22 protein-coding genes are annotated in these 22,167 nt (G+C 65.1%); 4 read left to right on the top strand and 18 right to left on the bottom strand.

Annotated features, from left to right (window positions below; translation table 11 throughout):
• Nucleotides 1–17: 17 nt before the first annotated feature.
• From JNM03_RS09280 to JNM03_RS09265, 4 genes are all read right to left on the bottom strand, one after another.
• Nucleotides 18–2,066 (bottom strand): TonB-dependent receptor, encoded by a 2,049-nt coding sequence (locus tag JNM03_RS09280; protein WP_294036168.1) that lies wholly within the window; start codon nt 2,064–2,066, stop codon nt 18–20.
• Nucleotides 2,063–2,695, bottom strand: coding sequence for a maleylacetoacetate isomerase (maiA, locus tag JNM03_RS09275; protein ID WP_294036167.1), 633 nt, complete (start codon nt 2,693–2,695; stop codon nt 2,063–2,065). Before maiA ends, JNM03_RS09280 begins: the two co-directional genes overlap by 4 nt.
• Nucleotides 2,696–2,843: 148 nt before the next feature.
• Nucleotides 2,844–3,881, bottom strand: a complete 1,038-nt coding sequence (locus tag JNM03_RS09270; protein WP_294036166.1) for an SO2930 family diheme c-type cytochrome — start codon at nt 3,879–3,881, stop codon at nt 2,844–2,846.
• Nucleotides 3,878–5,089 (bottom strand): parallel beta-helix domain-containing protein, encoded by a 1,212-nt coding sequence (locus JNM03_RS09265; RefSeq protein ID WP_294036165.1) that lies wholly within the window; start codon nt 5,087–5,089, stop codon nt 3,878–3,880. The genes JNM03_RS09270 and JNM03_RS09265 overlap by 4 nt, the downstream gene beginning before the upstream one ends.
• A 98-nt stretch (nt 5,090–5,187) precedes the next feature.
• On the opposite strand from JNM03_RS09265, the gene JNM03_RS09260 reads away from it, so the two are divergent.
• Nucleotides 5,188–5,598, top strand: coding sequence for a DUF2147 domain-containing protein (locus JNM03_RS09260; protein WP_294036164.1), 411 nt, complete (start codon nt 5,188–5,190; stop codon nt 5,596–5,598).
• Between the two features lie 42 nt (nt 5,599–5,640).
• Here JNM03_RS09260 and JNM03_RS09255 read toward each other — a convergent pair whose 3' ends face one another.
• The 6 genes from JNM03_RS09255 to JNM03_RS09230 all read right to left on the bottom strand — a co-directional run bounded on the left by JNM03_RS09255 (nt 5,641) and on the right by JNM03_RS09230 (nt 10,424).
• On the bottom strand, nt 5,641–6,339 hold the full coding sequence (locus JNM03_RS09255; RefSeq protein ID WP_294036163.1) for an aspartate/glutamate racemase family protein: 699 nt from the start codon (nt 6,337–6,339) through the stop codon (nt 5,641–5,643).
• 113 nt (nt 6,340–6,452) lie between these two features.
• Entirely contained in the window at nt 6,453–7,904 is a 1,452-nt protein-coding gene (locus JNM03_RS09250) for an NAD(P)(+) transhydrogenase (Re/Si-specific) subunit beta (protein WP_294036162.1), read from the bottom strand.
• Nucleotides 7,905–8,014: 110 nt separating this feature from the next.
• Complete coding sequence (locus tag JNM03_RS09245; RefSeq protein ID WP_294036161.1) at nt 8,015–8,296, bottom strand: NAD(P) transhydrogenase subunit alpha; 282 nt, start codon at nt 8,294–8,296, stop codon at nt 8,015–8,017.
• Between the two features lie 147 nt (nt 8,297–8,443).
• Nucleotides 8,444–9,052: a fasciclin domain-containing protein gene (locus JNM03_RS09240; RefSeq protein WP_294036160.1), complete on the bottom strand. Its 609-nt coding sequence runs from the start codon at nt 9,050–9,052 to the stop codon at nt 8,444–8,446.
• A 117-nt stretch (nt 9,053–9,169) separates the two neighbouring features.
• Nucleotides 9,170–10,291, bottom strand: coding sequence for an NAD(P) transhydrogenase subunit alpha (locus JNM03_RS09235; protein WP_294036159.1), 1,122 nt, complete (start codon nt 10,289–10,291; stop codon nt 9,170–9,172).
• A gap of 13 nt (nt 10,292–10,304) precedes the next feature.
• Complete coding sequence (locus JNM03_RS09230; protein ID WP_294036158.1) at nt 10,305–10,424, bottom strand: aa3-type cytochrome c oxidase subunit IV; 120 nt, start codon at nt 10,422–10,424, stop codon at nt 10,305–10,307.
• Nucleotides 10,425–10,659: 235 nt separating this feature from the next.
• Here JNM03_RS09230 and JNM03_RS09225 point away from each other — a divergent pair, with 235 nt between their 5' ends.
• Nucleotides 10,660–12,093: a sigma-54 dependent transcriptional regulator gene (locus JNM03_RS09225; protein ID WP_294036157.1), complete on the top strand. Its 1,434-nt coding sequence runs from the start codon at nt 10,660–10,662 to the stop codon at nt 12,091–12,093.
• 4 nt (nt 12,094–12,097) lie between these two features.
• Here the strand turns inward: JNM03_RS09225 and JNM03_RS09220 are convergent, their stop codons facing one another.
• From JNM03_RS09220 to glmM, 8 genes are all read right to left on the bottom strand, one after another.
• The gene (locus tag JNM03_RS09220; RefSeq protein WP_294036156.1) at nt 12,098–12,913 is read right to left on the bottom strand and encodes a hypothetical protein; all 816 of its coding nucleotides are present in this window, start codon (nt 12,911–12,913) and stop codon (nt 12,098–12,100) included.
• Nucleotides 12,910–14,043, bottom strand: a complete 1,134-nt coding sequence (gene folP / locus JNM03_RS09215; RefSeq protein WP_294036155.1) for a dihydropteroate synthase — start codon at nt 14,041–14,043, stop codon at nt 12,910–12,912. Before folP ends, JNM03_RS09220 begins: the two co-directional genes overlap by 4 nt.
• Nucleotides 14,043–15,194 (bottom strand): site-specific DNA-methyltransferase, encoded by a 1,152-nt coding sequence (locus JNM03_RS09210; RefSeq protein ID WP_294036154.1) that lies wholly within the window; start codon nt 15,192–15,194, stop codon nt 14,043–14,045. The genes folP and JNM03_RS09210 overlap by 1 nt, the downstream gene beginning before the upstream one ends.
• Nucleotides 15,195–15,434: 240 nt before the next feature.
• Nucleotides 15,435–16,331 carry an oxidoreductase gene (locus tag JNM03_RS09205; RefSeq protein ID WP_294036153.1) on the bottom strand — a complete coding sequence of 299 codons (897 nt, stop codon included), beginning with the start codon at nt 16,329–16,331 and terminating at the stop codon, nt 15,435–15,437.
• A 16-nt stretch (nt 16,332–16,347) separates the two neighbouring features.
• Nucleotides 16,348–16,905 (bottom strand): ribonuclease HII, encoded by a 558-nt coding sequence (locus JNM03_RS09200; protein WP_294036152.1) that lies wholly within the window; start codon nt 16,903–16,905, stop codon nt 16,348–16,350.
• 133 nt (nt 16,906–17,038) lie between these two features.
• Nucleotides 17,039–18,181, bottom strand: coding sequence for a bifunctional hydroxymethylpyrimidine kinase/phosphomethylpyrimidine kinase (thiD, locus tag JNM03_RS09195; RefSeq protein WP_294036151.1), 1,143 nt, complete (start codon nt 18,179–18,181; stop codon nt 17,039–17,041).
• A 40-nt stretch (nt 18,182–18,221) separates the two neighbouring features.
• Nucleotides 18,222–18,446, bottom strand: coding sequence for a DUF1272 domain-containing protein (locus JNM03_RS09190; protein WP_237837384.1), 225 nt, complete (start codon nt 18,444–18,446; stop codon nt 18,222–18,224).
• A 2-nt stretch (nt 18,447–18,448) separates the two neighbouring features.
• Complete coding sequence (glmM, locus tag JNM03_RS09185) at nt 18,449–19,789, bottom strand: phosphoglucosamine mutase (RefSeq protein ID WP_294036150.1); 1,341 nt, start codon at nt 19,787–19,789, stop codon at nt 18,449–18,451.
• A gap of 119 nt (nt 19,790–19,908) precedes the next feature.
• Between glmM and JNM03_RS09180 the strand changes: the two genes are divergently transcribed.
• Both JNM03_RS09180 and JNM03_RS09175 read left to right on the top strand, forming a co-directional pair.
• Nucleotides 19,909–21,162, top strand: a complete 1,254-nt coding sequence (locus JNM03_RS09180) for a cation:dicarboxylase symporter family transporter (RefSeq protein ID WP_294036149.1) — start codon at nt 19,909–19,911, stop codon at nt 21,160–21,162.
• Entirely contained in the window at nt 21,159–22,154 is a 996-nt protein-coding gene (locus JNM03_RS09175; protein ID WP_294036148.1) for an aldo/keto reductase, read from the top strand. Before JNM03_RS09180 ends, JNM03_RS09175 begins: the two co-directional genes overlap by 4 nt.
• Nucleotides 22,155–22,167: the final 13 nt, after the last annotated feature.

Here is a 22,167-nt window from a genome sequence, read left to right as displayed (position 1 = left end):
TCCCCCGGCTGTGAAGGTCAGAATGCGACGCGCGCACCGACCCACAGCGTCCGCGGCGTCGCGCGCTCGACGATCCCGGCCGACGAGATGGCCGCCGGGACCAGCTCGTTCGTGATATTCTCGCCGCGCGCCTCGATGCTGAAGTTATCGGAGAAGCGCCACGACAAGCCGGCATCGAACGTCAGCGCGTCGTCGAGTTTGAGGAGGCCGAGATCATCCTCATTCTGGCTGCCGATATACCGCATCGTCGCGAAGCCGCCGAGCGGTCCGCTGTTGTTGCTGCGCAGCGAGACGCTGCCGCCGTGCTTTGCGATCTGCGCCGGTCGCCGACCGTCGAGCGCCAGCGCCGCACCCGAAGCATCGACCTTTGCATCGGTATAGGCATAGGTCGCGCGCAGCGTGGCAAAGCCCCACCGATGTTCGGCGCTCAACTCGATCCCCTTGCTGTCGATCGCATCGAGATTCTGCCGCTGGTTCAGGTTCGGCGCGAGTGTGACATTGGCGATTGCGTTCGTCAGATGGTTGGCGAACAGCGTCAGCGACAGCCTGGTATCGTCCGGCTGCCAGTCCGCCCCGATCTCTCCGCCCCATAGCCGCTCGGGTTGCAGCGCCTCATTCGCCGTCGTCACCTCCGCGCCGACGCGAAACGGACGATAGAGTTCGTTGAGCGTCGGCAGGCGCCAGCCGCGATACGCCGCGGCACGGAGCGAAAAGGCGTCCGACGCCCAGCGCACGCCCGCCCGTCCGCTGCCTTCCCAGCCATTGCGGGACGCAAAGGCAAGATTGGTGATCACCGATCCGCCGATATTGCGTTCGAGCCGATAGCCGTCACCCAGCGACCAGCGATCGATGCGACCGCTCAACGTCCAGAGCAAGCCATAGTTCGTCTCGCCCGACGTCCATTCGGCGAAGGCGCCGACCGTGTCGCTGCTGCCTCCGGCGATCCGGTGGCGGCCGGGTACCAGGCCGGTGAAGAAGAAATCCTCCTCGGTGCGGCCGACCGTTCGCCGCCAGTCGAGGCCCACGCGCAGCGGGTTTGCTCCATCGACTCCGGGACGCACCTCGACGCGGGCTCCCAGCCCCGTCGCCGGGACACGCTGAAACAGCGCCGGGACAACGCTGTTCCGGCCGGCCGCCACGCTGGCAAAACCGCTTTCGAAATCGCGAAGCTGGATATAGCCGAGCGCGAGCCATTGGGTTTCACCATAAGGATCGTGAACGAACCGGACACTCGCATCGACGCCGTCGACCTTGCTTTGCGTAAAGTCGGTCCCGCGGTCGCGCCGGTCCGAAAACCCACGCACGCTTGCTTCGACGCGGCCGTTTCCGCCGGTGTCGAAACGCAGGCGCAGGCCAAGCCCGCCCTGTTCATAGGGTGCGGCGCGATCGACGGCCCCGCGCTGCCCCTTCGCGACCGGGATGAAACCATCACCGCGGCCATAGCGACCATCGATCGCAACGGCGCCGGTGCCGACCCTGCCGCCAACCGATCCCGAAACGTCCCAGCTTTGTCGGCCACCATAAGCGAAGCTTGCGTCGGCGCCATCGGTGATCGTCGAATACAGGCCGACGGTTCCGGCAAGCGCGCCCGGTCCATCGACCCCGCTCCCACCCCCGCGGGCGATGATCGCTCCGCCAAGGTTGATCGCGTCATAGGCGCTCCACGCGACCCAGCCGCCGAACGGATCGGCCTGGGGAACGCCGTCGAGCGTTACCAGCGCGCGACTCGACGCATTGCCGCCAAGACCACGCAGGGTGACACCGTGACTGGTTGGATGAGCGCTGCGACCGTCGGAGCGGCGGAACTGGACGAGGCCCGCTTCGTCGCGCAGGCGGTTTTCGACGCGGACACCGAGGCCGGGAAGCAAATCCGTCAGGATTGCGCTGTCCTGGACCAGGTCGCCGTCATTGCGTTGAAGCAAGCCACCGCGCACCACGATTTCATATGGACTGTGGAAAGCGACGGGATCGGCCGTCGTCCAGTCAGTGTCGCCACTATATTCGTCCTGTGCCATCGCGACCGCCGGCAAGGCCAGCGCGCATACCCCGACCAGCCACCGGATCACGCCGATTTCACCGCATCGGGATGCGCGCGCCGAAACGCCTCCAGTTCCATGCATGCGGCATCGATCGCGAGCAGCCGTGGGTAGCTGTCGAGCGGAACCTCGAAGCGCCGCGCATTATAAACCTGCGGCACCAGGCAACAATCGGCGATGCCGGGTGCCTCGCCGCCAAGGTAGGTGCCGTCGCCGGCCATCGCCTCAAGCGCGTCGAAGCCCTGCAATATCCATTCGTGAATCCAGCGGTCCTTGGTGATCTCGTTGAGCCCAAGGCTATTCTTGAGATATTTCAGCACGCGAAGATTGTTGAGGGGGTGGATGTCGCTGGCGACGACCTGTGCCTGCGCCAGCGCGACCGCGCGCGGCATCGCCTCGTCGGGGATCAGCCGCGGTTCGGGAAAGCTGCGGTCGAGCCAGTCGATGATCGCAAGGCTCTGAATGATCGTCTCGCCGTCCGCCACCAGCATCGGCACGAAACCCTGGGCATTCTGCGCCAGATAGTCGTCGCTCTTCTGCTCGCCAGCGATCAGGCTGACCTCGACCCGCTCATACGCCAGCCCTTTGAGGTTGAGCGCGATGCGAACGCGGTAGCTGGCCGAGGAGCGGAAATAATCGTGGAGGACGAGAGATGTCATAAGGTTCGGCGCACCATCCACTTTTTGCGTCATCCCGGCGAAGGCCGGGATCTCGACGGCGCGTCAGGTCTCGACGATGAGATCCCGGCCTTCGCCGGGATGACGAATATGGGCTAGGTCCATATCATTCAAGCCCGATCGCCTGCTCTCACTCGTCCTTCGGCATCTCGGCAATCCATTGCCGCAGCAGCGCCGCGCCTTCCTTGTGAACCGTCGAGCGCCCCAGCTCAGGCATCGCGATTCCCGGGTCGAGGCTTTCGAGGCGATAGATCAGGAAGCTGTGCTCCGGGTCGCCGGGCGCGATCGCGAAGTCCATGCCCCCACTACCCCGCCCGGCCGCGGTCGGCCGCTTGCCGATGCCGTAGTTCACGTTCACCGGGTCGGTCCAGCGCAGGAACAGGCCGCTGTTCGACGCGCTTCCCTCGGGATTGTGGCAATGCGAGCAATTGACGGCGAGATAGGCGCGGGCACGGTCCTGCACCGTCCCGCTCTTCGGATCGTCCCACTTGGGCATCGACGCGATCCGCATCGCAGGATAGGAGAAGAAGCGCGACGAATCCGACCGGCCGCCCGCCGTCCCGAACTCCATATTATTGGCCTTGGGTCCAATGGGGACGATGTCGCCCTTCAGGCTGTGGCATTCCTTGCACTGGTTCTTGTTCGGCACCGCATAATTGATGCTGTGCGATATTCCGTCCGGGCTCCTGAAGGTCACCGGAACCCGGCGCCCCGCGATCGCGAGCGATGCATCCCGACCATCCGCATCCCAGATATAGGGCAGCGCGACCCAGCCGCCCGCGCGCCGGATCAACAGCCGCGTTTCGACCGGGCGGCCGCCGTTCCAGTCGGGCCAGCCAAAGCTTTTGACGATGACGGTCCCCACCGGGAAACCCGGAACACCGTCGCGGCCGATCGGGGCGTTGGTTCCCGGCGGCATCCAGACGGCGCGATGCTTTTCGGCATAATCGCTGAACAGGGGCGTTCGCAGACTGTAGGGCAGCAGGGCCGGGATCAGTTCGCTGGTGCCTTCGCGAAAAAGGCCAAAGGCCGACAGCTTCGTCGGCATCGCCGTGCCGTCGATCACCGCCTGATGGGGCACCGCCTGATCGGGAAGCGGACCCGACACCGCATAGGCTCCGCTGGCACAGAGCAGGGCCGCCGCGATCGCTGCGGCAAATCGTCTCACTTGAGCCGGGCCTCCATGCTGGCAGGAAGCCTGATTTCGGGCAGCGGCGCGGGCGGCGTACCCTTGAGGTTCGCGGGCTCGGGTTTCGCTTCGCTGCGCGGCGTCTTCACGTCGGGCAGGCCGAGCGACAGCACACCCACATCGTCGAGCACCACCGCGTCGCCCGCGCCGTCCCACAGCACCGGCGGCAACGATCCGCCAAGCGCGGCGGCGATCTGGTCGCCCCCTTCGAACGCGGGGGCATAACCCGCCTTGCCGTGCTGATTGCCGCGCACGACAATCGCCTTCGGCAACGGCTGATAGTTCGGATCCTTATAGTCATAGCGATAGCCGACGATCATCACATTGGCGGTACCGTTCTGGTCGAAGACATTGTCGAAAACCTCGACATTGCGGTTCGCCATTACCAGCACGCCGGTTCCGGTCGGCACGCCGGCAACGATATTCCCCTTCGGCGCGAAATTGGGAGTGCTGTTGTCGGTCACGGCATTTTCAAAGACGCGAACATTGTGTCCGCCCTGTTGCGGAAGGCTGGGCAGGTCAAATACCAGGATGCCGCCGGTGTTGCGCGTCGCGATATTGTCGTGAACGTCGGCGTCGAAGCTGTTTTCGATCTCGATCCCGGCGACATTCTCCTGCGCGATGGATTCGCGCACGACGATGTTTTTCGATTGGCCGACGTAAATGCCCGCGTCCGAGGCGCCGCGCACAAAGACGCTGTCGATCAGCACGTCGGTGCTTTCGACCGGATAGATGCCGTACGCGCCGTTCGTCGCCTTGGGTCCGGCGGTCCATTCGACGCGCAGCTTGTGATAGACGATGCGATCGGCGTCCTTCGACTTGATCCCGTCTCCCCGGGTGTTGATCACCGCGAAATTGGTGAGATAGACGTCGTCGGAGGTGACGAGCAGCCCCTCGCCCGCGCCCTGCTGACCCGAAAAATCGAGGATCGATCCTCCCTCGCCCGTTCCCGCGCCGCGCACGGTGACGTTGTTCACGTCGAGCGACAGCCCGTCCGCCAGCTTCCATGTCCCCGCGGCCAGTTCGACGACGTCGCCCGGTTCGGCGAGGATCAGGGCCTCTTGCAGCTTTTCGTTGGCGTCGGGCGTTCCGGCAGCGACGCTGATCGTTTTTGCGGCGGCGGGACCGGCGACCAGGCTTGCCGCGATACAAAGCGCCGCCGCACGGCGCAGGCTGTGGAATCGCATGTCTCTCTCCCTCGTTTGCGGGCGAGCATGCGGCAAGACTTGACGGATGCCAAGCGATGTTGCTGACATGCATGTAACTCATAAAGGGAGAGGTCGCTTTGGGTCGCATATTCTTGATGGCGTTAGCCGCCTTCGCCGTTCCGGCGTCGGCCGCGGCACCCGCGTCGATTGCCGGACGCTGGAAAACCGATGATGGCAAGGGGATCGTCGTCATGGCGCCCTGCGGCGACAAGATGTGCGGGCGTATCGAGCGCCTGCTGATCAAGCAGCCCGCAGGCGGCCAGCTAGACGAGCGCAACCCCGACAAGGCGAAACGTAGCCGGAAGGTTGCCGGGCTTCAGATCTATTGGGACCTGGCACCGAACGGCGACGGCTGGAAAGGCGAAGGCTACAGCCCCGAAGACGGCCGCTATTACACGGCGCATCTGCGCGTGAAGGGCAATACGCTGACGATGAAAGGCTGCGTCGCGGTGTTCTGCCGGACGGTGACCTGGACGCGGATGGCCTAGTTCAGCTCCTTTCCTGCCGTCTTGCGGCGAGCAAGGCTTTCGTCAGGGTGCGTCGCCCAGAATCCAGTCGACCCCCGCCGCGACATGGATGCGCGTCGTGTCGTAGACCGGCAGCACGTTCGCGTCGGGATCGACGATCATGACCAGTTCGGTACAGGCCAGCACAAGCGCCTGCACATCCTGCTTCGCGATGTCGGTGATGAAGGTACGCATCGTCCGCCGCGCGTCCTCGGTCACCTTCCCCTGCATCAACTGGTCATAGATGATGTTGTCGACCGCATCGGCGCGCGAGGCGTCATAGGGTGCAAGCGTCAGGCCATGACGGACGAGCCGCTGGCGGAACCAGGGTTCGGTCATCACGTTGCGCGTCCCGATGACTCCGGCCGACCTGATCCCGTCCGCCTTCATCTTCTCGCCCGTCTCGTCGACGATATGCAGCAGCGGAATCGAAATCGCCGCGGCGACGTCCTCGGCGACCTTGTGCATCGAATTCGCCGCAATCATCAGCGCGGTCGCCCCCGCGTCTTCGAGCCGCTTCGCCGACGCGATCAGGACCTCCTTCGCATGAGTCCACTGCTCGGGCGTCGAAATACGCGACAACTCGCAGTAATTCAGGCTTTCGAGCAGGATGGGCGCCGAGCAGGACGTGCCGATACGTTTCTGCACGCCCTTGTTGAGGTGCCGATAGTAAAGCTCGGTTGAGGCCCAGCTCATACCGCCGATAAGACCGATTTTTCGCAAGCTGATCCTCCGAAATGCAACAGGACCGGGTCTCGCCGGACCCGGTCCCGAACTTGGCTAGAAAAACTGTGGCCCGCGGACAACCCCGCGCGCGATAGTTTGCGACAAACCGCTCAGTGGCCGCCGCCGCTCAATGCCTTGACGATGTCGTCGGCCATCTTCTTCGCATCGCCCAGAAGCATCATCGTCTGGTCCATGTAGAAAACGTCGTTGTCGACGCCGGCATAGCCGACCCCGCCCATCGAGCGCTTCACGAACAGCACGGTCTTCGCCTTCTCGACGTCGAGCACGGGCATCCCATAGATGGGCGAGGTCTTGTCGGTCTTTGCCGCCGGGTTGGTCACATCGTTCGCACCGATCACGAAGGCCACGTCAGCCTGCGCGAATTCGCCGTTGATATCCTCCAGCTCGAACACCTCGTCATAGGGGACATTCGCCTCCGCCAGCAGCACGTTCATGTGGCCCGGCATACGGCCCGCGACCGGATGGATCGCATATTTGACGTTCACGCCTTCTTTCTTGAGCTGATCCGCCATTTCGCGCAGCGCGTGCTGCGCCTGCGCGACCGCCATGCCATATCCGGGCACGATGATGACATTCTCTGCCTGGCTCATCAGGAAGGCGGCATCGTCGGCGCTGCCCGGTTTCCACGGACGCTGTTCCTTGCTGCCGCCCGCCGCCGCGCTTGCGTCGGCGCCAAAACCGCCGGCGATCACGCTCAGGAAACTGCGATTCATCGCCCGGCACATGATGTACGACAGGATCGCGCCCGACGATCCGACAAGCGCGCCGGTGATGATCATCGCGGTGTTGCCGAGGGTGAAGCCCATCGCCGCGGCGGCCCAGCCCGAATAGCTGTTCAGCATCGACACGACGACGGGCATGTCGGCGCCGCCGATCGGGATGATCAGCAGGAAACCGATCACGAAGCTCAGCGCCGTGATCGTCCAGAACACCCAGGGCGACTGGTCGGTGAGGAAATATCCGATCAGGCCGAGGATGCCCGCAAGCGTCGCCAGATTGATGACGTGCCGCCCCGGCAGCATGATCGGCGATCCGGACATATTGCCGTTCAGCTTCAGGAACGCGATGACCGAACCCGAGAAGGTGATCGCACCGATCGCGATGCCGAGGCCCATCTCGATCCGGCTGACCGCGAAAATCTGACCCGCCGCGTCGGCGATGTGGAAAGCCGAGGGGTTGAGGTACGCCGCCGCCGCCACGGCTACCGCCGCAAGGCCGACGAGGCTGTGGAAGGCCGCGACAAGCTGCGGCATCGCGGTCATCGCGATCCGACGTGCCATCACGATGCCGATCACCGCGCCAATCCCGATCGCCCCCAGCACTTCGGCGATCGAAATCGCATCCAGGGCGCCATCGGCCGTCCGCGGGACATGGGTCAGCAGGGTGGTGACGACCGCAATCGTCATGCCGAGGATACCAAAGCGATTGCCGCGCCGCGACGACGCCGGGCTCGACAGGCCGCGCAGCGCCATGATGAACAGGATGCCCGAGGCCAGATAGGCCAACGCCACCCAGGGATTGATCGGTGCTACTTCGTGCATGTGAAACTCTTCCCCTGCCCCGTCATTCCGGCGCGAGCCGGAATATGCTGTCTCGCGTCAAATCGTATCGACGCGACCCCGGCCTTGCGCCGGGACGACAAAACTGCGCCTCAGCGCTCTTTCTTCTTGTACATGGCGAGCATCCGCTCGGTGACCGCAAAGCCGCCGAAGATATTGACGCTCGCCATCACCACCGCCGCGAGGCCAAGCCATTTCGACACCGGCGATCCCGCGGCCGCGCTGGCGATCAGCGCCCCGACGATGATGACCGAGGAAATGGCGTTGGTGACGCTCATCAGCGGCGTGTGCAGCGCCGGCGTCACCGACCAGACGACGAAATAGCCGACGAAACAGGCCAGAAGGAAAATCGAGAAAATCGAAATAAAGTCCACGGGTCCGCTCCCCTGCTGATTCCGCTTGGCGCACCTCTTGCCGTGCGCAAGGGGACGTGTCGACTCCAAAGCTGCCAAAAAGAAAGGCGCGGACTTCGCCCGTGCGAAAAATCCGCGCCTTGCGTGAAATAAAATTGCTTCGGCCGCTTACATCCGGGGCAACAGCACCGAATCGACAACATGGATCACCCCATTGGATTGAAGCACGTCGGCCTGGGTGACGAGCGCCTTGTTGCCGCTCGCGCTGGTCAAAAGAATGGCGCCATCGCTCTTCGTTGCGATCAGGTCCTGCCCGTCCGTCGTCGCCAGCACCGCCTGCCCCTTCCCCTCGGCGATTTTCGCATCGAGGTCGGCTGCGGTCAGCTTGCCCGGAACGACATGATATTTCAGGATGCCCGCCAGCACCGGCTTTTGCGCGGCACGCATCCAGCCGTCGCGCTGCACCGCAGGGATCTGAGCGAAAGCTTCGTCGGTGGGCGCAAAGACGGTGCAAGGCCCGGCGCCCGACAATGTCGCGACCAGATCGGCCTGCTTCAATGCGGCTACCAGCGTTTTGTGGATAGGCGAGGCCGAGGCGTTTTCGATGATCGTCTTCGTCGGCAGCATCTCGGCGCCGCCGACGGTCGGATTGCTACTGGCGGTCACAACGTCGCCCGTCGCCGCAGTTTCGGCCTTCGACTGTCCGGGATTGCCGTTGCACCCCGCGAGCGCCAGACCGCCCGCCAGTGTTGCGGTAAGCAGCCATATGGACTTCATCCGAATTCTCCCTGCCCAACGACGGGATTCCGCGGATTCGCCGAACCCGCGGAACACTCCCCAGTCAACGCGCCCTGTGACGCGAAAGTTTCAGGAGAAAGACAGTCCTGAGCGGATTCAGCCGAGCAGTCGCTCGTTCACGACCTTGCCGCCCTGCGTCAGGCGCACGGCATTGCCGATTTCCTCGTCGAGTACGGGCTTGCCCGCTTCCTTGTCCCAGAAGGCGGACAGGAAGTTGAACAGGTTCCGGCTGAACAGCGCACTCGTGTCAGCGGGCATCAGCGCCGCGATATTCTTCGCGCCGATGACAGTAACGCCATGGATCTTCTTCGCTTCGCCCGACACAGACCCTTCGACATTGCCACCGCTTTCGGCCGCCATGTCGACGATCACGCTGCCCGTGCGCATCGTCGCGAGCTGCGCATCCGAAATCAGCCGCGGCGCGGGACGCCCCGGAATCAGCGCGGTGGTGATGACGATGTCCTGCTTCGCGATGTGTCCCGACACCAACTCGGCCTGCGCCTTTTGATATTCTTCGGACATTTCCGTGGCGTAACCGCCCGCACCCTCACCCTCGATCCCCGCGACGCTTTCGACGAAGATCGGCTTGGCGCCAAGCGACAGGATCTGTTCCTTCGTCGCAGCGCGCACGTCGGTCGCGCTGACCTGCGCGCCCAGCCGCCGAGCGGTCGCAATGGCCTGCAGTCCGGCGACGCCGACGCCCATCACAAACGCCTTTGCCGCGCTGACGGTGCCGGCAGCGGTCATCATCATCGGAAAGGCACGGCCATAGGCGTTCGCCGCGATCAGAACGGCCTTGTATCCCGCGAGATTCGCCTGGCTCGACAAAATATCCATCGACTGCGCACGGGTGATGCGCGGCATGAACTCCATCGCCAGCGCTTCGAGCCCGAGCTTCGCATAGGCATCGACGCGCGCCCTTTCTCCGAACGGGTTCAATCCGGCGGCAAGCCAGGCGCCATCGGCAAAGCCCTTCAGCTCCTTGGGATCGGGCCCCTGGATCGCGAGGATGATGTTCGCGCCTTTCAGCACGTCGGCGCGTGCGCCAACGCTTGCTCCGGCGGCGGCATAGTCGGCGTCGGCAATCGATGCCGCCTCGCCCGCACCGGATTCGACGGAAACTTCAGCGCCGAGGCCGATGAATTTCTTCACGGTTTCGGGAGTCGCGGCGACGCGGGTCTCGCCGGCGGCGAGCTCCTTCAAGACTGCGATGCGCATGCCGGAAGGCCGGTCAGGAGATCAAAAGAACGACGACGATCGCGACGATCACGGAAAGGATCGTGCCGACCTTGAACAAGCTGATGAAACCTTCGTAGGTTTCGTTCGCTGCCTTCATTTCCTGTTCCGCCATGACCTGTCCCCTTTGCCTGCTCGCCACAAGGACGCGCTCGCGCGCGCTCCAGAATCGGGCGTCGCGCCGGTCTTAGCCATGCCTTGCCGCTGGTCAAGTGGCCCCGGCGCGAAAACGCGCCGCTGTGGTAAAAGCCGAACGGCCTTAATCGCCCCTTTACCCATGTGCCGTAAATCACAGCGCTTGAGCGGAGGAACCGGCACGTACGTGGCCGAACAAGGGCAGAATCGGGACTATGGCCAGCACGCGCGATACGCGAACGGTGATGATCGTCGACAGCGAGCCTGCACAGCAGCGCTTTCTGTCGGCGCTGGTGTCGCGCGGCGGCTGGCGCAGCATCGTCGCCGCCGACACGGACACCGCCCTTGCCAAGCTTGGCACCCAGGAAGGCATGGCGCTCGACGCCGTCCTTGTCGATCAGGGCACACCCGGCATGGATATTGCCGAGTTCGTCGCCGAATTACGGCGCTGGCGCCCCGCGCTGCCGCTGATCGTGATCACCATGCGCAACGGCGTCGAAGTCGCGGTCGCCGCGATGCGGTCCGGCGCCAGTGACTTCGTCCAGAAACCGATTGCGCCCGACCGATTGCTGGAAGCGCTCGACCGGATCGTGTCGCAAGGCGGCCCGCAGGGCGAACTCCGCCCGCTCACCGAAAAGCTGCGCGCGCCGTTGGCGTTCGAGGAAATCATCGGGTCGAGCCCCAATTTCCGAAGTGCGCTGGCGATCGCCGCGAAGGCCGCGCGCGCGCGCGTCCCGGTGATGATCAACGGCCGGCCCGGCACCGGCAAGGAAGTCTTTGCCCGCGCTATCCACGGTGCCTCGCCCCGCGCACGCGGTCAGCTGGTGATGGTCGATTGCTCGGCCGTATCGCCGGGACTGATCGGATCGGGACTGTTCGGCCACGAACGCGGCGCCTTCCCCGGCGCCTTCGATCGTCAGCTTGGCCGGCTGGTCCAGGCCGACGGCGGCAGCATCATCATCGACCATGTCGAATGTATTCCGCTGGAAACGCAGGCAAAGCTCGTCGAATTTCTGAACACCGGCGAAGTCCAGATGATCGGCGGTTCGATCCGCCAGAGCGTCGATGTCCGGATCATTGCGACCAGCACCAGCCCGCTCGACAAGCTGATCGAGGCCGGCCACTTCCGCGAAGACCTGTTCTACGCGCTGTCGACCGCGCAGTTTACGCTGCCCTCGCTATCCGAACGCCGCGGCGATGTCGGTCCACTCGCACGCCATCTGCTCGCCCGCATCGGGGGTCTTCCGGGCATGGGGCCGATCGGCGTCACCGACGACGCGCTGCGCCTGCTCGCCGCTTATGCCTGGCCGGGGAATGTCCGCCAGTTGCAGGATGTGCTGTTCCGCGCAGCGACCGCGAGCAAGACCGACGTCCTGACCAGCGCCGATTTCAAGGCGATCGAAGCCGCGCTGGGCGGCGGCACGCCCGGAGGCAGCGACGATGTCGCGATCAACGGCGAGGCGATCGGCGTCACGCTTTACCTGCCCGACGGCAATCTCCGCCCGCTCGAGGAAATCGAGGCCGACGTCATCCGCCTCGCGATCGGCCACTACCGCGGCCGGATGAGCGAAGTCGCCCGCCGCCTCGGCATTGGCCGCTCGACGCTGTACCGCAAGCTGAGCGACCTCGGGATCGATACCGCGGCGTGACGCCTCACCAATAGGGAAGCGCCGACGCGAAATCGACTTTCGTTGCGCAGAGCGGATTGTCGACATATTCGTCGCCTTCGTTTCCGCGCTCGAACCGCCTGCGCTGATACGAGAAATGCAGCCCGCCGCCCGCATCGAAAATCAGCAACGCATCCTGGTTGCGGAGATAGGGTGCCTCGTTCGCGCGCATCAGGAGCGGCGAAAGATCGAGCATCGAGCGCGCGGGCCGATAATCGCCGTCACCGTCGCCGATCATGATGCAATAGGGCTGCCCCGCCGCCCGATCGGCCGCAGCGCGTGCGACGGCTGACGGCCAGCTCAATATACCGACGATCCCGGCGATGATCGTCGCGCCGATGCCGACAAGCACCCACTGCCCACGATCGGCCCGCCGACCAAGTCCGATCAGAAACAAGGCAGCCGCGACGCCGGCAAGCAATACCGGCCAGCCCCCAAACCATCGCGCGAACGGCGGCCCGAACAGCCAGCCCGCCCACCCCGTGGCGCATATCGCAAGCGAAGCCCGGAAAGGCCGATAGTCGATAGGCTGCCGCGAATATTTGATCGCTACGATGGCATCGATCGCCATGCGCAAGACGTAAACGCCGATCCAGAGCAGCATCGCGGCCGTAGCGACCATCCGACCGAGCGGAGCCCAGTCGTCGGCCATGCTGATCGGCCGGTTGACCTGCCAGCCGATCAATCCGATCGCGAGCACCAGCACCGCCAGCACCCAGCCATAGGCGCGCCGAGGCATGAACAGCAATGCGATGGGAAGCCCGACAAGCAGCAGCTGGAACAGCGCTGCCAGAAACTTCATGACGTCAGCGCCGCATCCCGCAGCCCGCGCCACACACGCAGCGCCTGCCGGTTTTCGGCGATGTCGTGGACCCGCAGCAACTGGGCGCCCTGCCCCGCCGCCTGATAATGAAGCGCCACGCTGCCGCCCAGACGCTGGTCGGCGGGCGCTTCGTTGTCGAGCGCGCCGATCATGCGTTTGCGGCTTGCCCCGAACAGCACGGGGCAGCCCAGGGTATGGAACAAGGCCAGCCCGTTTATCAGCGCCAGATTGTCGGCGACGCCCTTGCCGAAGCCGATGCCGGGATCGACGATGATCTTCGCGGGGTCGATTCCGGCCGCCCGGCACGCGGCGACCCGATCGGCCAGCATGTCGTAAACGTCGAAGACAGGGTGCGCATAGGCGCCGCCGCCCTCGTGCGGGTCGCTCTTCGCCGACGGCGCGTGCATCAGCACGACCGGGCAACCCGCTTTCGCCACCACCTCCATCGCGCGCTCGTCGTAACGCAGCGCCGAGATATCGTTGACGATCGTCGCCCCCGCCGCGAGCGCCGCCTCCATCACCGCCGCCTTGCGTGTGTCGATCGACACCGCGACACCGCCACGCGCAAGCGCCGATACGACGCTCTCGACGCGCTGGATCTCATCGCCTTCCCAGATGAGCGGCGCGCCGGGGCGCGTCGATTCGCCGCCGACATCGACAATCGCCGCACCGGCGGCCGCCAGCGCAAAGCCGGCTTCGCTGGCCGCGGCGGTATCGACATGCTTGCCGCCGTCCGAAAAGCTGTCCGGCGTGACGTTGAGGATTCCCATAAGCTGCGGTTCGCCCAGCCGCACGACGCGCTCGCCAAGCTGAAGACTGCCGCGGGGCCGCAAAGCCGCCGCACGCTGCGCCTGCGCCGATGCGGCAAGCGCATCAGGCATCGCCGCGATCCAGCCATCGAGTTCGGGAACCGGAACGATCGCAGACTTGATGCCGTCGGTATCGCGCAGGCTGACATGCCAGGCCGCAAACCAGATCAGCGTATCGGCGATGCGCAGGCAGTCGTCGTCAAGCTCGTGCGGCCGGTCGACGAAACACGCCGGGCGCAGATAGACGCGGGCGTCCTCCCACGTCTTGCCGAGGTCGGGCCTGGTCAGCGGCTGGAACATCAGGCCTCGTTCGCCAGCAACCAGTCCTGCCGCACCGCATCGATCACGCGCAATTCCTTGCCGGTATCGACGTGCCAGAAGGTCCAGCCGTTGCAACTCGGCGCGCCTTGCACGCCGGCGCCGACCTTGTGGATCGATCCCGCCGGCTGGCCATCGCATTCGAGGCTGCCGTCGACGCGGACTTTCGCCTTCCAGCGCCGCTTCGTGTCGGTCAGCACCGTTCCCGGCGGAATCAGGCCGCCCTCGACCAGCGTGCCGAACGCGACGCGCGTCGCGGCCTGCGGCGCCATCATCGTCTTCACCGCGCTCTCGTCGAGCGGCAGCGCCATCTCGATGCGTTCCAGCGCGGCCTCGATATAGTCATCCTCGCGCTCGATGCCGATGAAATGGCGGCCAAGGCGCTTAGCCACGGCGCCGGTCGTGCCGGTCCCGAAAAAGGGATCGAGGATGACGTCGCCGGGGTTCGAGCAGGCAAGAAGGATACGATAGAGCAGCGCCTCGGGCTTTTGCGTCGGGTGGACCTTGCTGCCACCTTTCTTGAGCCGTTCCTGCCCGCCGCAGATCGGGATCAGCCAGTCGCTGCGCATCTGCAACTCGTCGTTGAGCGTCTTCATCGCGCGATAGTTGAAGGTATAGCGCGCCTTCTCGCCCATCGACGCCCAGATCAGCGTCTCGTGCGCATTGGTAAAGCGCGTGCCCTTGAAATTGGGCATCGGGTTCGCCTTGCGCCAGACGATGTCGTTGAGGATCCAGTACCCCTGATCCTGCAACGCCGCGCCGACGCGGAAGATATTGTGATAGCTTCCGATCACCCAGATGCTGCCACCCGGTTTCAGGATGCGCTTTGCCTCCGCGAGCCAGGCATGGGTAAAGCGATCATAGGTGGCGAGGCTGTCGAACTTGTCCCATTCGTCATCGACCGCGTCGACCTGACTGCCGTCGGGACGGTGAAGATCGCCGCCAAGCTGGAGGTTATAGGGCGGATCGGCGAAGATCATGTCGACGCTTGCCGCCGGCAGCGAACGCATCATCTCGACGCAATCGCCCTGCAGGATGCTGTCGAGCGGCAGGTCCGCGGCGGCCCGCGCTGGCGCCGCCTTGGGTGCGCGTTGCTTTACCGCCGGCGCCTTGACCCGTTCCATCACACCCATGTTTCGCCCCTGTCCAAACCCGAAAGAAGGCCCTGATGAGTCCGGCGGAGTCCGCCGTCAAGTCACGGATTCTAGGGATTCTGCGTGTCGATATGGTTAACGGCAGGAGAACGAAACGAGTCTGCCACGACATATGGAGTCTGGGACGAATCGGAGACTCAACCACTGGTAGTGTGGCCGGGAAGACTCACAGCCGAATTTATTTTGATCCTCCAGGCTGCGAAGCCATGAGCCCTGATCCTAAAGGCCGGGATCGACCCCGGTCAGTTCGACCGACCGCTGCCACAGCTCGCGCCCCAGTTTCGGATCGCGCGCATCGCGCGTCGCGCGCGCCGGCCCCGACCGGCCCGACACCTCGCCCAGTCCCTGCGGCCCCAGATAATCGCCACCCTGGACATGCGCGCCGGTCGCTGCCTGCAGCGTCGGCCATGCCCCTTGCGTCGCACTGTTGAAAAAGGGCGCGGCGAGCGGCGTCATCGTCCTGAGCGGCAGCGGCAGGTGCCGCGTCAGTTCGGTCAGCGCCACTCCCGGATGGCATCCGATCGCCTGCGTCGCGCGGCCCGCGGCGCCAAGCCGCCGGTCGAGTTCGAACATGAACAGAAGGTTCGCGAGCTTGCTGGTCTGGTAGCGCTGCCAATGATGGTAGGTCCGGCTTGCCGACAGATCGCTATAGTCCATCGCCCCGCCCTTGTGCGCGAGACTGGCGGTGATGACGATGCGATCGTCGACGTGCGGATGAACGAGCCCCGTGAAGGCAAAGGTGCCAAGATGATTGACGCCGAACTGCAGCTCGAATCCCTGCTTCGTGAGCGTTCGGGGCGGGATCATCACGCCGGCATTGTTGACTAGGACGTCGATGCGCGGCCCGCCGAGAATTGCGGCTGCCGCGTCCTTGACATGATCGAGGTCGGCGAGGTCGAGTGGCTGAAACGACAGCTCCGCACCGGGAGTGTCCGCCCGAATATGATCCATCGCCGCCGCGGCGCGATCCTTGTCGCGGCACGCAAGCACGACATGGGCTCCGCGCGCCGCCAGCACTTTCGCCGTTTCGAAACCGAGACCGGCATTGGCGCCGGTGACGAGAAAACGCCGCCCCGTCTGGTCCGCGACGTCATCGGCCGTAAATCCGCTGCGCATCGCCCTCTCCTGCTCGTCAGATCAGTATCATCTGTGCGACCGGCGCAAAGCTGGTCCGGTGGTGCGGGGTCGGCCCATGTTGCCGCAACGCCTCCAGGTGTCGAGCCGTGCCATAGCCCATATTCGTCTCCCAGCCAAAACCGGGATAATCCAGGGCAACGCGCGTCATGAAGCGGTCACGATGCTCTTTGGCCAGAATGCTTGCGGCAGAGATGCAGGGATGGAGCGCGTCGCCGCCGACGATCGCACGCGCGGCATAGCGCCATTTCGGCAGGAGGTTCCCATCGACGAGAATCTCGTGCGGCTCAAAGCCCAGCGCCTCGACGGCGCGCGTCATCGCGAGGAACGTCGCCTGCAGGATGTTGATGCGGTCGATCTCGGCCACGCTGGCTTCGCCGATACCCCAGCGACAACGCGCCTTGATCTGGGTCTCCAGTTCGGCGCGACGCTTCGCCGTCAGCTTCTTGCTATCGTCCAGCCCGGCGATGCCGCCGTCGCAAAGCAAGACGGCCGCGGCGACCACCGGCCCCGCCAGCGGTCCGCGCCCCGCCTCGTCCACCCCGACGATCAGCATGGTCTCCCCGCCCGCAAGCGGGAGGGGTGGCGAGACTTGCGAGCTTGCTCGCTAGTCGCAGCGGGGTGGGTCATATCGGCGGCAAGATCTTGCTTCGCTCGCGCCCATCCCCTCCCCCCGGCGGGAAGGAAGATTATAATCGCCATGGCGGATATCGCCGATATTCGCCCGCCTGATACAGGCAAAGCCGGTTGCCTGCGGGATCGGCCAGCCGCGCCTCGCGCCAGCCCCATTCCTCATCTTTCGGCATCTGGTCGAACGTCACGCCGCGCCGGGCCAGATAGGCGACCCAGGCATCGAGCGCCCCGCTTTCCAGATACGTCGTCGCACCGCCCGGTTCGCCGTCGCCGACGTGAATCGACAGGGTGACGCCGTTCGCCGCTTCGAACCGCGCATAGCCGTTCGACGGGCTGTCGACGATCTGCGTCAGGCCGAGCTGTTTGTAAAACGCCACCGATGTCCCGTAATCATCGGCGGGGAGCGTCATCTGGTTGAGCGCGGGGCCGGTGAACAGCCCGTCGTTGCGTACGTTTTGCTGGCCCATGGGACCATGCCCCTGCCCCAACCCCGGCGCGTCGAGCAGCGCGAGCCGCACGAAATCGCGCGCGCGCGCAATCGCCGGTTCAAGCGGCATGCCCTGCGCGAGTCCCGTCGCGATGGCGCTCGCGAGCGTACATCCGGTGCCATGGCTGTGCGGGGTCGCGATGCGCGGCGCCTCCCAGCGCGCGACGTCGCCCTCGTCCGCCTCCAGCAACCGGTCGATCACCGTCTCGCCTTCGGCATGGCCGCCCTTGACGAGCAGCGAACAACCGTGTGCCAGCACCGCCTCTTCTCCGCCCAGGGCATCGAGTTCGGGCAGATTGGGGGTCGCGACCATCGCGCGACGAAGCAGGGCGCGAAATGCCGCGATCGTCGGCGCATCCGCAAGCACCGAACCACTTGTTGCGACCATCACCGGATCGAACACCACGGCGGCTTGCGCAAGGTCGGGCTGTGCCAGCCTTTCGGCGACGGCGGCAGCCGTCTCGGCACTGCCGATCATCCCGATCTTCACCGCATCGACGCCGATGTCGCCGGCGACGCTGTCGATCTGCGCCAGCACCATCGCGGTCGGGATCGGATGAACGGCCTGCACGCCCAGCGTATTTTGCGCGGTGATCGCCGTGATCGCGGTCATCGCATGCCCGCCGAGCATCGTCACCGTCTTGATATCGGCCTGGATACCTGCGCCACCACCGCTGTCCGAGCCGGCGACGATCAGGACGCGCGCGGTCACGACACGCCCTCCCGTTCAACGTGACGAAAAAGGAGAAGGCTCAACGCTTGAATTTCCGCTCCGTCGAGGCGGGAAACTTGTGCAGCGCCGCGCCTTCGCGCAGCGGCCGGTCGAGCAGGTCGCCGCCGCAGTTCGGGCAGCGTTCGTCGAGCTTGTCGGCGCAATCGGCGCAGAAAGTGCATTCGAACGAGCAAATGAAGGCGCCGTGGATATCCGCCGGCAAATCGCGGCCGCATTTTTCGCAATCGGGTCGCATTTCGAGCATATCTATTCTCCTGCCGCGACGCGCACCGCGTCGCAGATCATATCGACAATTTGGGTTACCTGTCCGGCATCGTCGCCTTCGGCCATGACGCGAATGACAGGCTCGGTGCCTGATGCGCGGATAACGATGCGGCCGCGCCCGGCCAGCGCGGCCTCGCCCTCGGCGATCGCCGCCTGAACATTGGCGTTTTCAAGCGGCTTGCCGCCCGCGAAGCGGACATTTTTCAAAAGCTGGGGGACGGGATCGAACTGGTGGAGCAATTCGCTTGCGGGTTTGCCCGACCGCACCAGCTCGGCCAGCACCTGCAGCGCGGCGAGCGTGCCGTCGCCGGTCGTCGCATGATCCGACAGGATCATGTGGCCCGACTGTTCGCCGCCGACGTTGAACCCGCCGCTCTTCATGCGTTCCAGGACATAGCGATCGCCGACCTTCGTGCGTTCGAGCCTCAGCCCTTCCCCCGCGAGAAAACGTTCGAGGCCAAGGTTGGACATGACGGTCGCGACGACCCCGCCGCCCTTCAGCAGCCCTTGCCGCGCCCAGCTCGCGCCGATCAATCCCATGATCTGGTCGCCGTCGACAATCGCGCCCTTCTCGTCGACGACGATCAGCCGGTCGGCATCGCCGTCGAGGGCGACACCGATGTCGGCACCGCTCGCCACGACGGTTTCCTGCAACAGGCCCGGGGCGGTCGATCCGCACTTGTCGTTGATGTTCGTCCCGTTGGGGGTGACGCCCACGGTTATGACATCGGCCCCCAGTTCCCAAAAGACGGTGGGCGCGCTGTTGTAGGCCGCGCCATTCGCGCAATCGAGAACCATCTTCAGGCCGTCGAGCCGCACCGATTCGGGAAGGCTCTGCTTGACCGCATGAATATATCGACCGCGCGCGTCCTCGATCCGCTTGGCGCGGCCAAGCTGGCCGGGTCGGGCAAGCATGGGCTCGACCGTCAGCAGATGCTCGATCTGGGCTTCGTCCTCGTCGGACAGCTTGTACCCGTCGGGACCGAAAAGCTTGATCCCGTTGTCGTGGAACGGGTTGTGGCTGGCCGATATCATGACGCCAAGGTCGGCGCGCATCGATCGGGCAAGCATCGCGACCGCCGGCGTCGGCATCGGGCCGACCTGAACGACGTCCATACCGACGCTGGTAAAGCCGGCGACAAGCGCATTTTCGAGCATATAGCCCGATAGCCGCGTGTCCTTGCCGATGACGACGCGGTGCTTGTGGTCGCCGCGCAGGAAATGCGCGCCCGCTGCCATGCCGACGCGCATCGCGGTTTCCGCGGTCATCGGAACCTGGTTGGTGAGCCCGCGAATCCCGTCGGTTCCGAAAAACTTGCGCATGCCACCTCTGCTACTTAATCCGTTGGGCAGGACAAGAGCCCACCCCGCACACCGGACGGCCCTAGGTCACCCTTTTTGGCTTGGCAAGCTGGCCGGGACCGGCACCGGGAGAATCGAACTTGAAATCCGCATGGATCATCCTTTCGGCGCTGGTCGTCGGCATGCTTCTGGGTATCGCCGTCGAGATGGTGTCGCCGGCGACCGGCACCGCCACCCTGCCTTTCATTGAACCCATCGGCCTGCTCTGGCTCAACGCGCTCAAGATGACGATCGTCCCATTGATCGTCGCATTGTTGATCACCGGCATCACCGCGACGGCCGACGCCGCGCGCGCCGGCAAACTGGCGGGACGGGCGGTCGCGATCTTTATCGTCGCCAACCTTCTGGCCGGCCTGATGACCTTGCTCGTTCTGCCCCTGTTGCTGCGCGCCTTCCCGATGTCCATCGGCGCGGCCGAGGGACTGCGCCACGGTCTCGGCGGCAGCACCGAAGCGGCGACATCTCCTCATTTCGCGGACTTTCTGCTGTCGCTGATTCCCACGAACCCGATCGCCGCCGCTGCCGAAGGCGCGATCCTGCCGCTGATCGTCTTCACCACCATATTCGCCTTCGCGATCACCCGCATCGGCACCGCAGAGCGTGCGACCCTTTCGGGCTTCTTCAAGGCGCTCGGCGATGCGATGCTGGTCGTGATCGGCTGGGTACTCGCGCTTGCGCCGATTGGGGTATTCGCGCTTGGCTACGCGCTGGCGGTCAAGGCCGGCGTCGCGGCGTTCGGCGGGCTCTTGCACTATGTGCTGATGCTCTCGGCCATCGGCGTCTGCACGATCATTCTCGGGCTCCTGCTCGCCACCTTCGTGGTCCGCATTCCCCTGCGGCGCTTCGTGCGGGCGATGGTGCCGACGTTCGCCGTCGCACTCAGCACGCAAAGCTCGCTGGCCAGCCTGCCCGCGATGCTTCGGGCCGCCGCCGATCTGGACGTCGATCCCAAGAAGGCCGACATCGTCCTGCCGCTCGCGGTTGCGCTGTTCCGTTTCACCAGCCCGGCGATGAACCTCGCGGTCGTCGTCTACCTCGCCTGGCTGTTCGGCATCCAGTTGACGCCATGGGAAATGGCGATCGGGCTGGCGGTCGCCCTCGCCGCCGCGCTGTCGTCGGTCAGCCTTCCCGGCTCGATCAGCTTCGTGACTTCGATCGCGCCGATCGCGATATCGATGGGTGTGCCCGTCGCGCCGCTCGGTCTGCTGGTCGCGGTCGAAACCTTCCCCGACATCTTCCGCACCCTCGGCAATGTCGTCGCCGACGTCGCCGCGACCAGATATGCCGCCAACGGCACCGATGATAATGCACCCCCAGCAGGAGAGACGCCATGAAATATCGCAAGCTCGGCCACGGCCTTGAAGTGTCCGCGATCGGTATCGGCTGCATGCCGATGATCAAGAGCGGCAATATCCTGTACGGCGAAGCCGCCGACCTCGATGAATCGACGCGCACCCTCCATCGCGCGATCGATCTGGGCGTCACCTTCTTCGACACCGCCGAACTCTATGGGCCGTTCAGCAACGAAGGACTGCTCGGCGAAGCCATCAGGGGCAAACGCGACGGTCTGGTCATCGCGACCAAGTTCGGCTTCCGCTTCGACGGCAACGAGGTCGTCGGCATCGACGGCTCGCCGGAGAATGCCCGCCGCGCCTGCGAAGGATCGCTCCGGCGGCTCGGCATCGACACGATCGACCTGTTCTACCAGCACCGCGTCGATCCGTCGGTGCCGATCGAGGAGACCGTCGGCGGGATGATGGACCTGGTGAAGGAGGGCAAGGTCCGCCACATCGCGCTGTCCGAAGCGGGCCCCGACACGATCCGCCGCGCCGCCAAGGTCGCGCCGATCACCGCGCTGCAAAGCGAATATTCGATCTGGGAACGCGACGTCGAAGAGGAAATCCTGGCCGCCTGCCGCGACAACGGCGTCGGCTTCATTCCCTATTCGCCGCTCGGCCGCGGCTTCCTGGCGGGCACGATCCGCAGCCGCGACGAACTGCCGGAGAATGACTGGCGCCGCAACGATCCGCGATACTCGGAAGAAAATCTTCCCGCCAATCTCGCGATCGTCGATGCGATCGCCGGCGTGGCGGCAAGGCATGGCGTCTCGAACGCCCAGATCGCGCTGGCCTGGCTGCTGGCACAGGGCGACGACATCGTCCCCATCCCCGGCACCAAACGCCGCGCGACGATGGAAGACAGCGTGGCCGCCGCCGACGTGACGCTGACCGCCGACGACCTTGCCGCCATCGACGCGGCAGCCCCCCGAGGCGGGACGAGCGGACCGCGCTATGGCGAACGGGGGATGCGGATGGTGCGGCTTTAGGGCGGCAGCGGCC

The organism is Sphingopyxis sp. (assembly GCF_016793825.1).
Taxonomy (GTDB): Bacteria; Pseudomonadota; Alphaproteobacteria; order Sphingomonadales; family Sphingomonadaceae; genus Sphingopyxis.
This window is presented reverse-complemented; position numbering and strand designations above follow the sequence as displayed.

Excerpts from the sequence above, each read along its gene's own strand:
- maiA (WP_294036167.1), bottom strand. The coding sequence starts at position 2,695 with ATGACATCTCTCGTCCTCCACGATTATTTCCGCTCCTCGGCCAGCTAC.
- JNM03_RS09265 (WP_294036165.1), bottom strand. The coding sequence starts at position 5,089 with ATGCGATTCCACAGCCTGCGCCGTGCGGCGGCGCTTTGTATCGCGGCA.
- JNM03_RS09250 (WP_294036162.1), bottom strand. The coding sequence starts at position 7,904 with ATGCACGAAGTAGCACCGATCAATCCCTGGGTGGCGTTGGCCTATCTG.
- JNM03_RS09240 (WP_294036160.1), bottom strand. The coding sequence starts at position 9,052 with ATGAAGTCCATATGGCTGCTTACCGCAACACTGGCGGGCGGTCTGGCG.
- JNM03_RS09235 (WP_294036159.1), bottom strand. The coding sequence starts at position 10,291 with ATGCGCATCGCAGTCTTGAAGGAGCTCGCCGCCGGCGAGACCCGCGTC.
- JNM03_RS09230 (WP_294036158.1), bottom strand. The coding sequence starts at position 10,424 with ATGGCGGAACAGGAAATGAAGGCAGCGAACGAAACCTACGAAGGTTTC.
- JNM03_RS09225 (WP_294036157.1), top strand. The coding sequence starts at position 10,660 with ATGGCCAGCACGCGCGATACGCGAACGGTGATGATCGTCGACAGCGAG.
- JNM03_RS09220 (WP_294036156.1), bottom strand. The coding sequence starts at position 12,913 with ATGAAGTTTCTGGCAGCGCTGTTCCAGCTGCTGCTTGTCGGGCTTCCC.
- folP (WP_294036155.1), bottom strand. The coding sequence starts at position 14,043 with ATGTTCCAGCCGCTGACCAGGCCCGACCTCGGCAAGACGTGGGAGGAC.
- JNM03_RS09210 (WP_294036154.1), bottom strand. The coding sequence starts at position 15,194 with ATGGGTGTGATGGAACGGGTCAAGGCGCCGGCGGTAAAGCAACGCGCA.
- JNM03_RS09205 (WP_294036153.1), bottom strand. The coding sequence starts at position 16,331 with ATGCGCAGCGGATTTACGGCCGATGACGTCGCGGACCAGACGGGGCGG.
- JNM03_RS09200 (WP_294036152.1), bottom strand. The coding sequence starts at position 16,905 with ATGCTGATCGTCGGGGTGGACGAGGCGGGGCGCGGACCGCTGGCGGGG.
- JNM03_RS09190 (WP_237837384.1), bottom strand. The coding sequence starts at position 18,446 with ATGCTCGAAATGCGACCCGATTGCGAAAAATGCGGCCGCGATTTGCCG.
- glmM (WP_294036150.1), bottom strand. The coding sequence starts at position 19,789 with ATGCGCAAGTTTTTCGGAACCGACGGGATTCGCGGGCTCACCAACCAG.
- JNM03_RS09175 (WP_294036148.1), top strand. The coding sequence starts at position 21,159 with ATGAAATATCGCAAGCTCGGCCACGGCCTTGAAGTGTCCGCGATCGGT.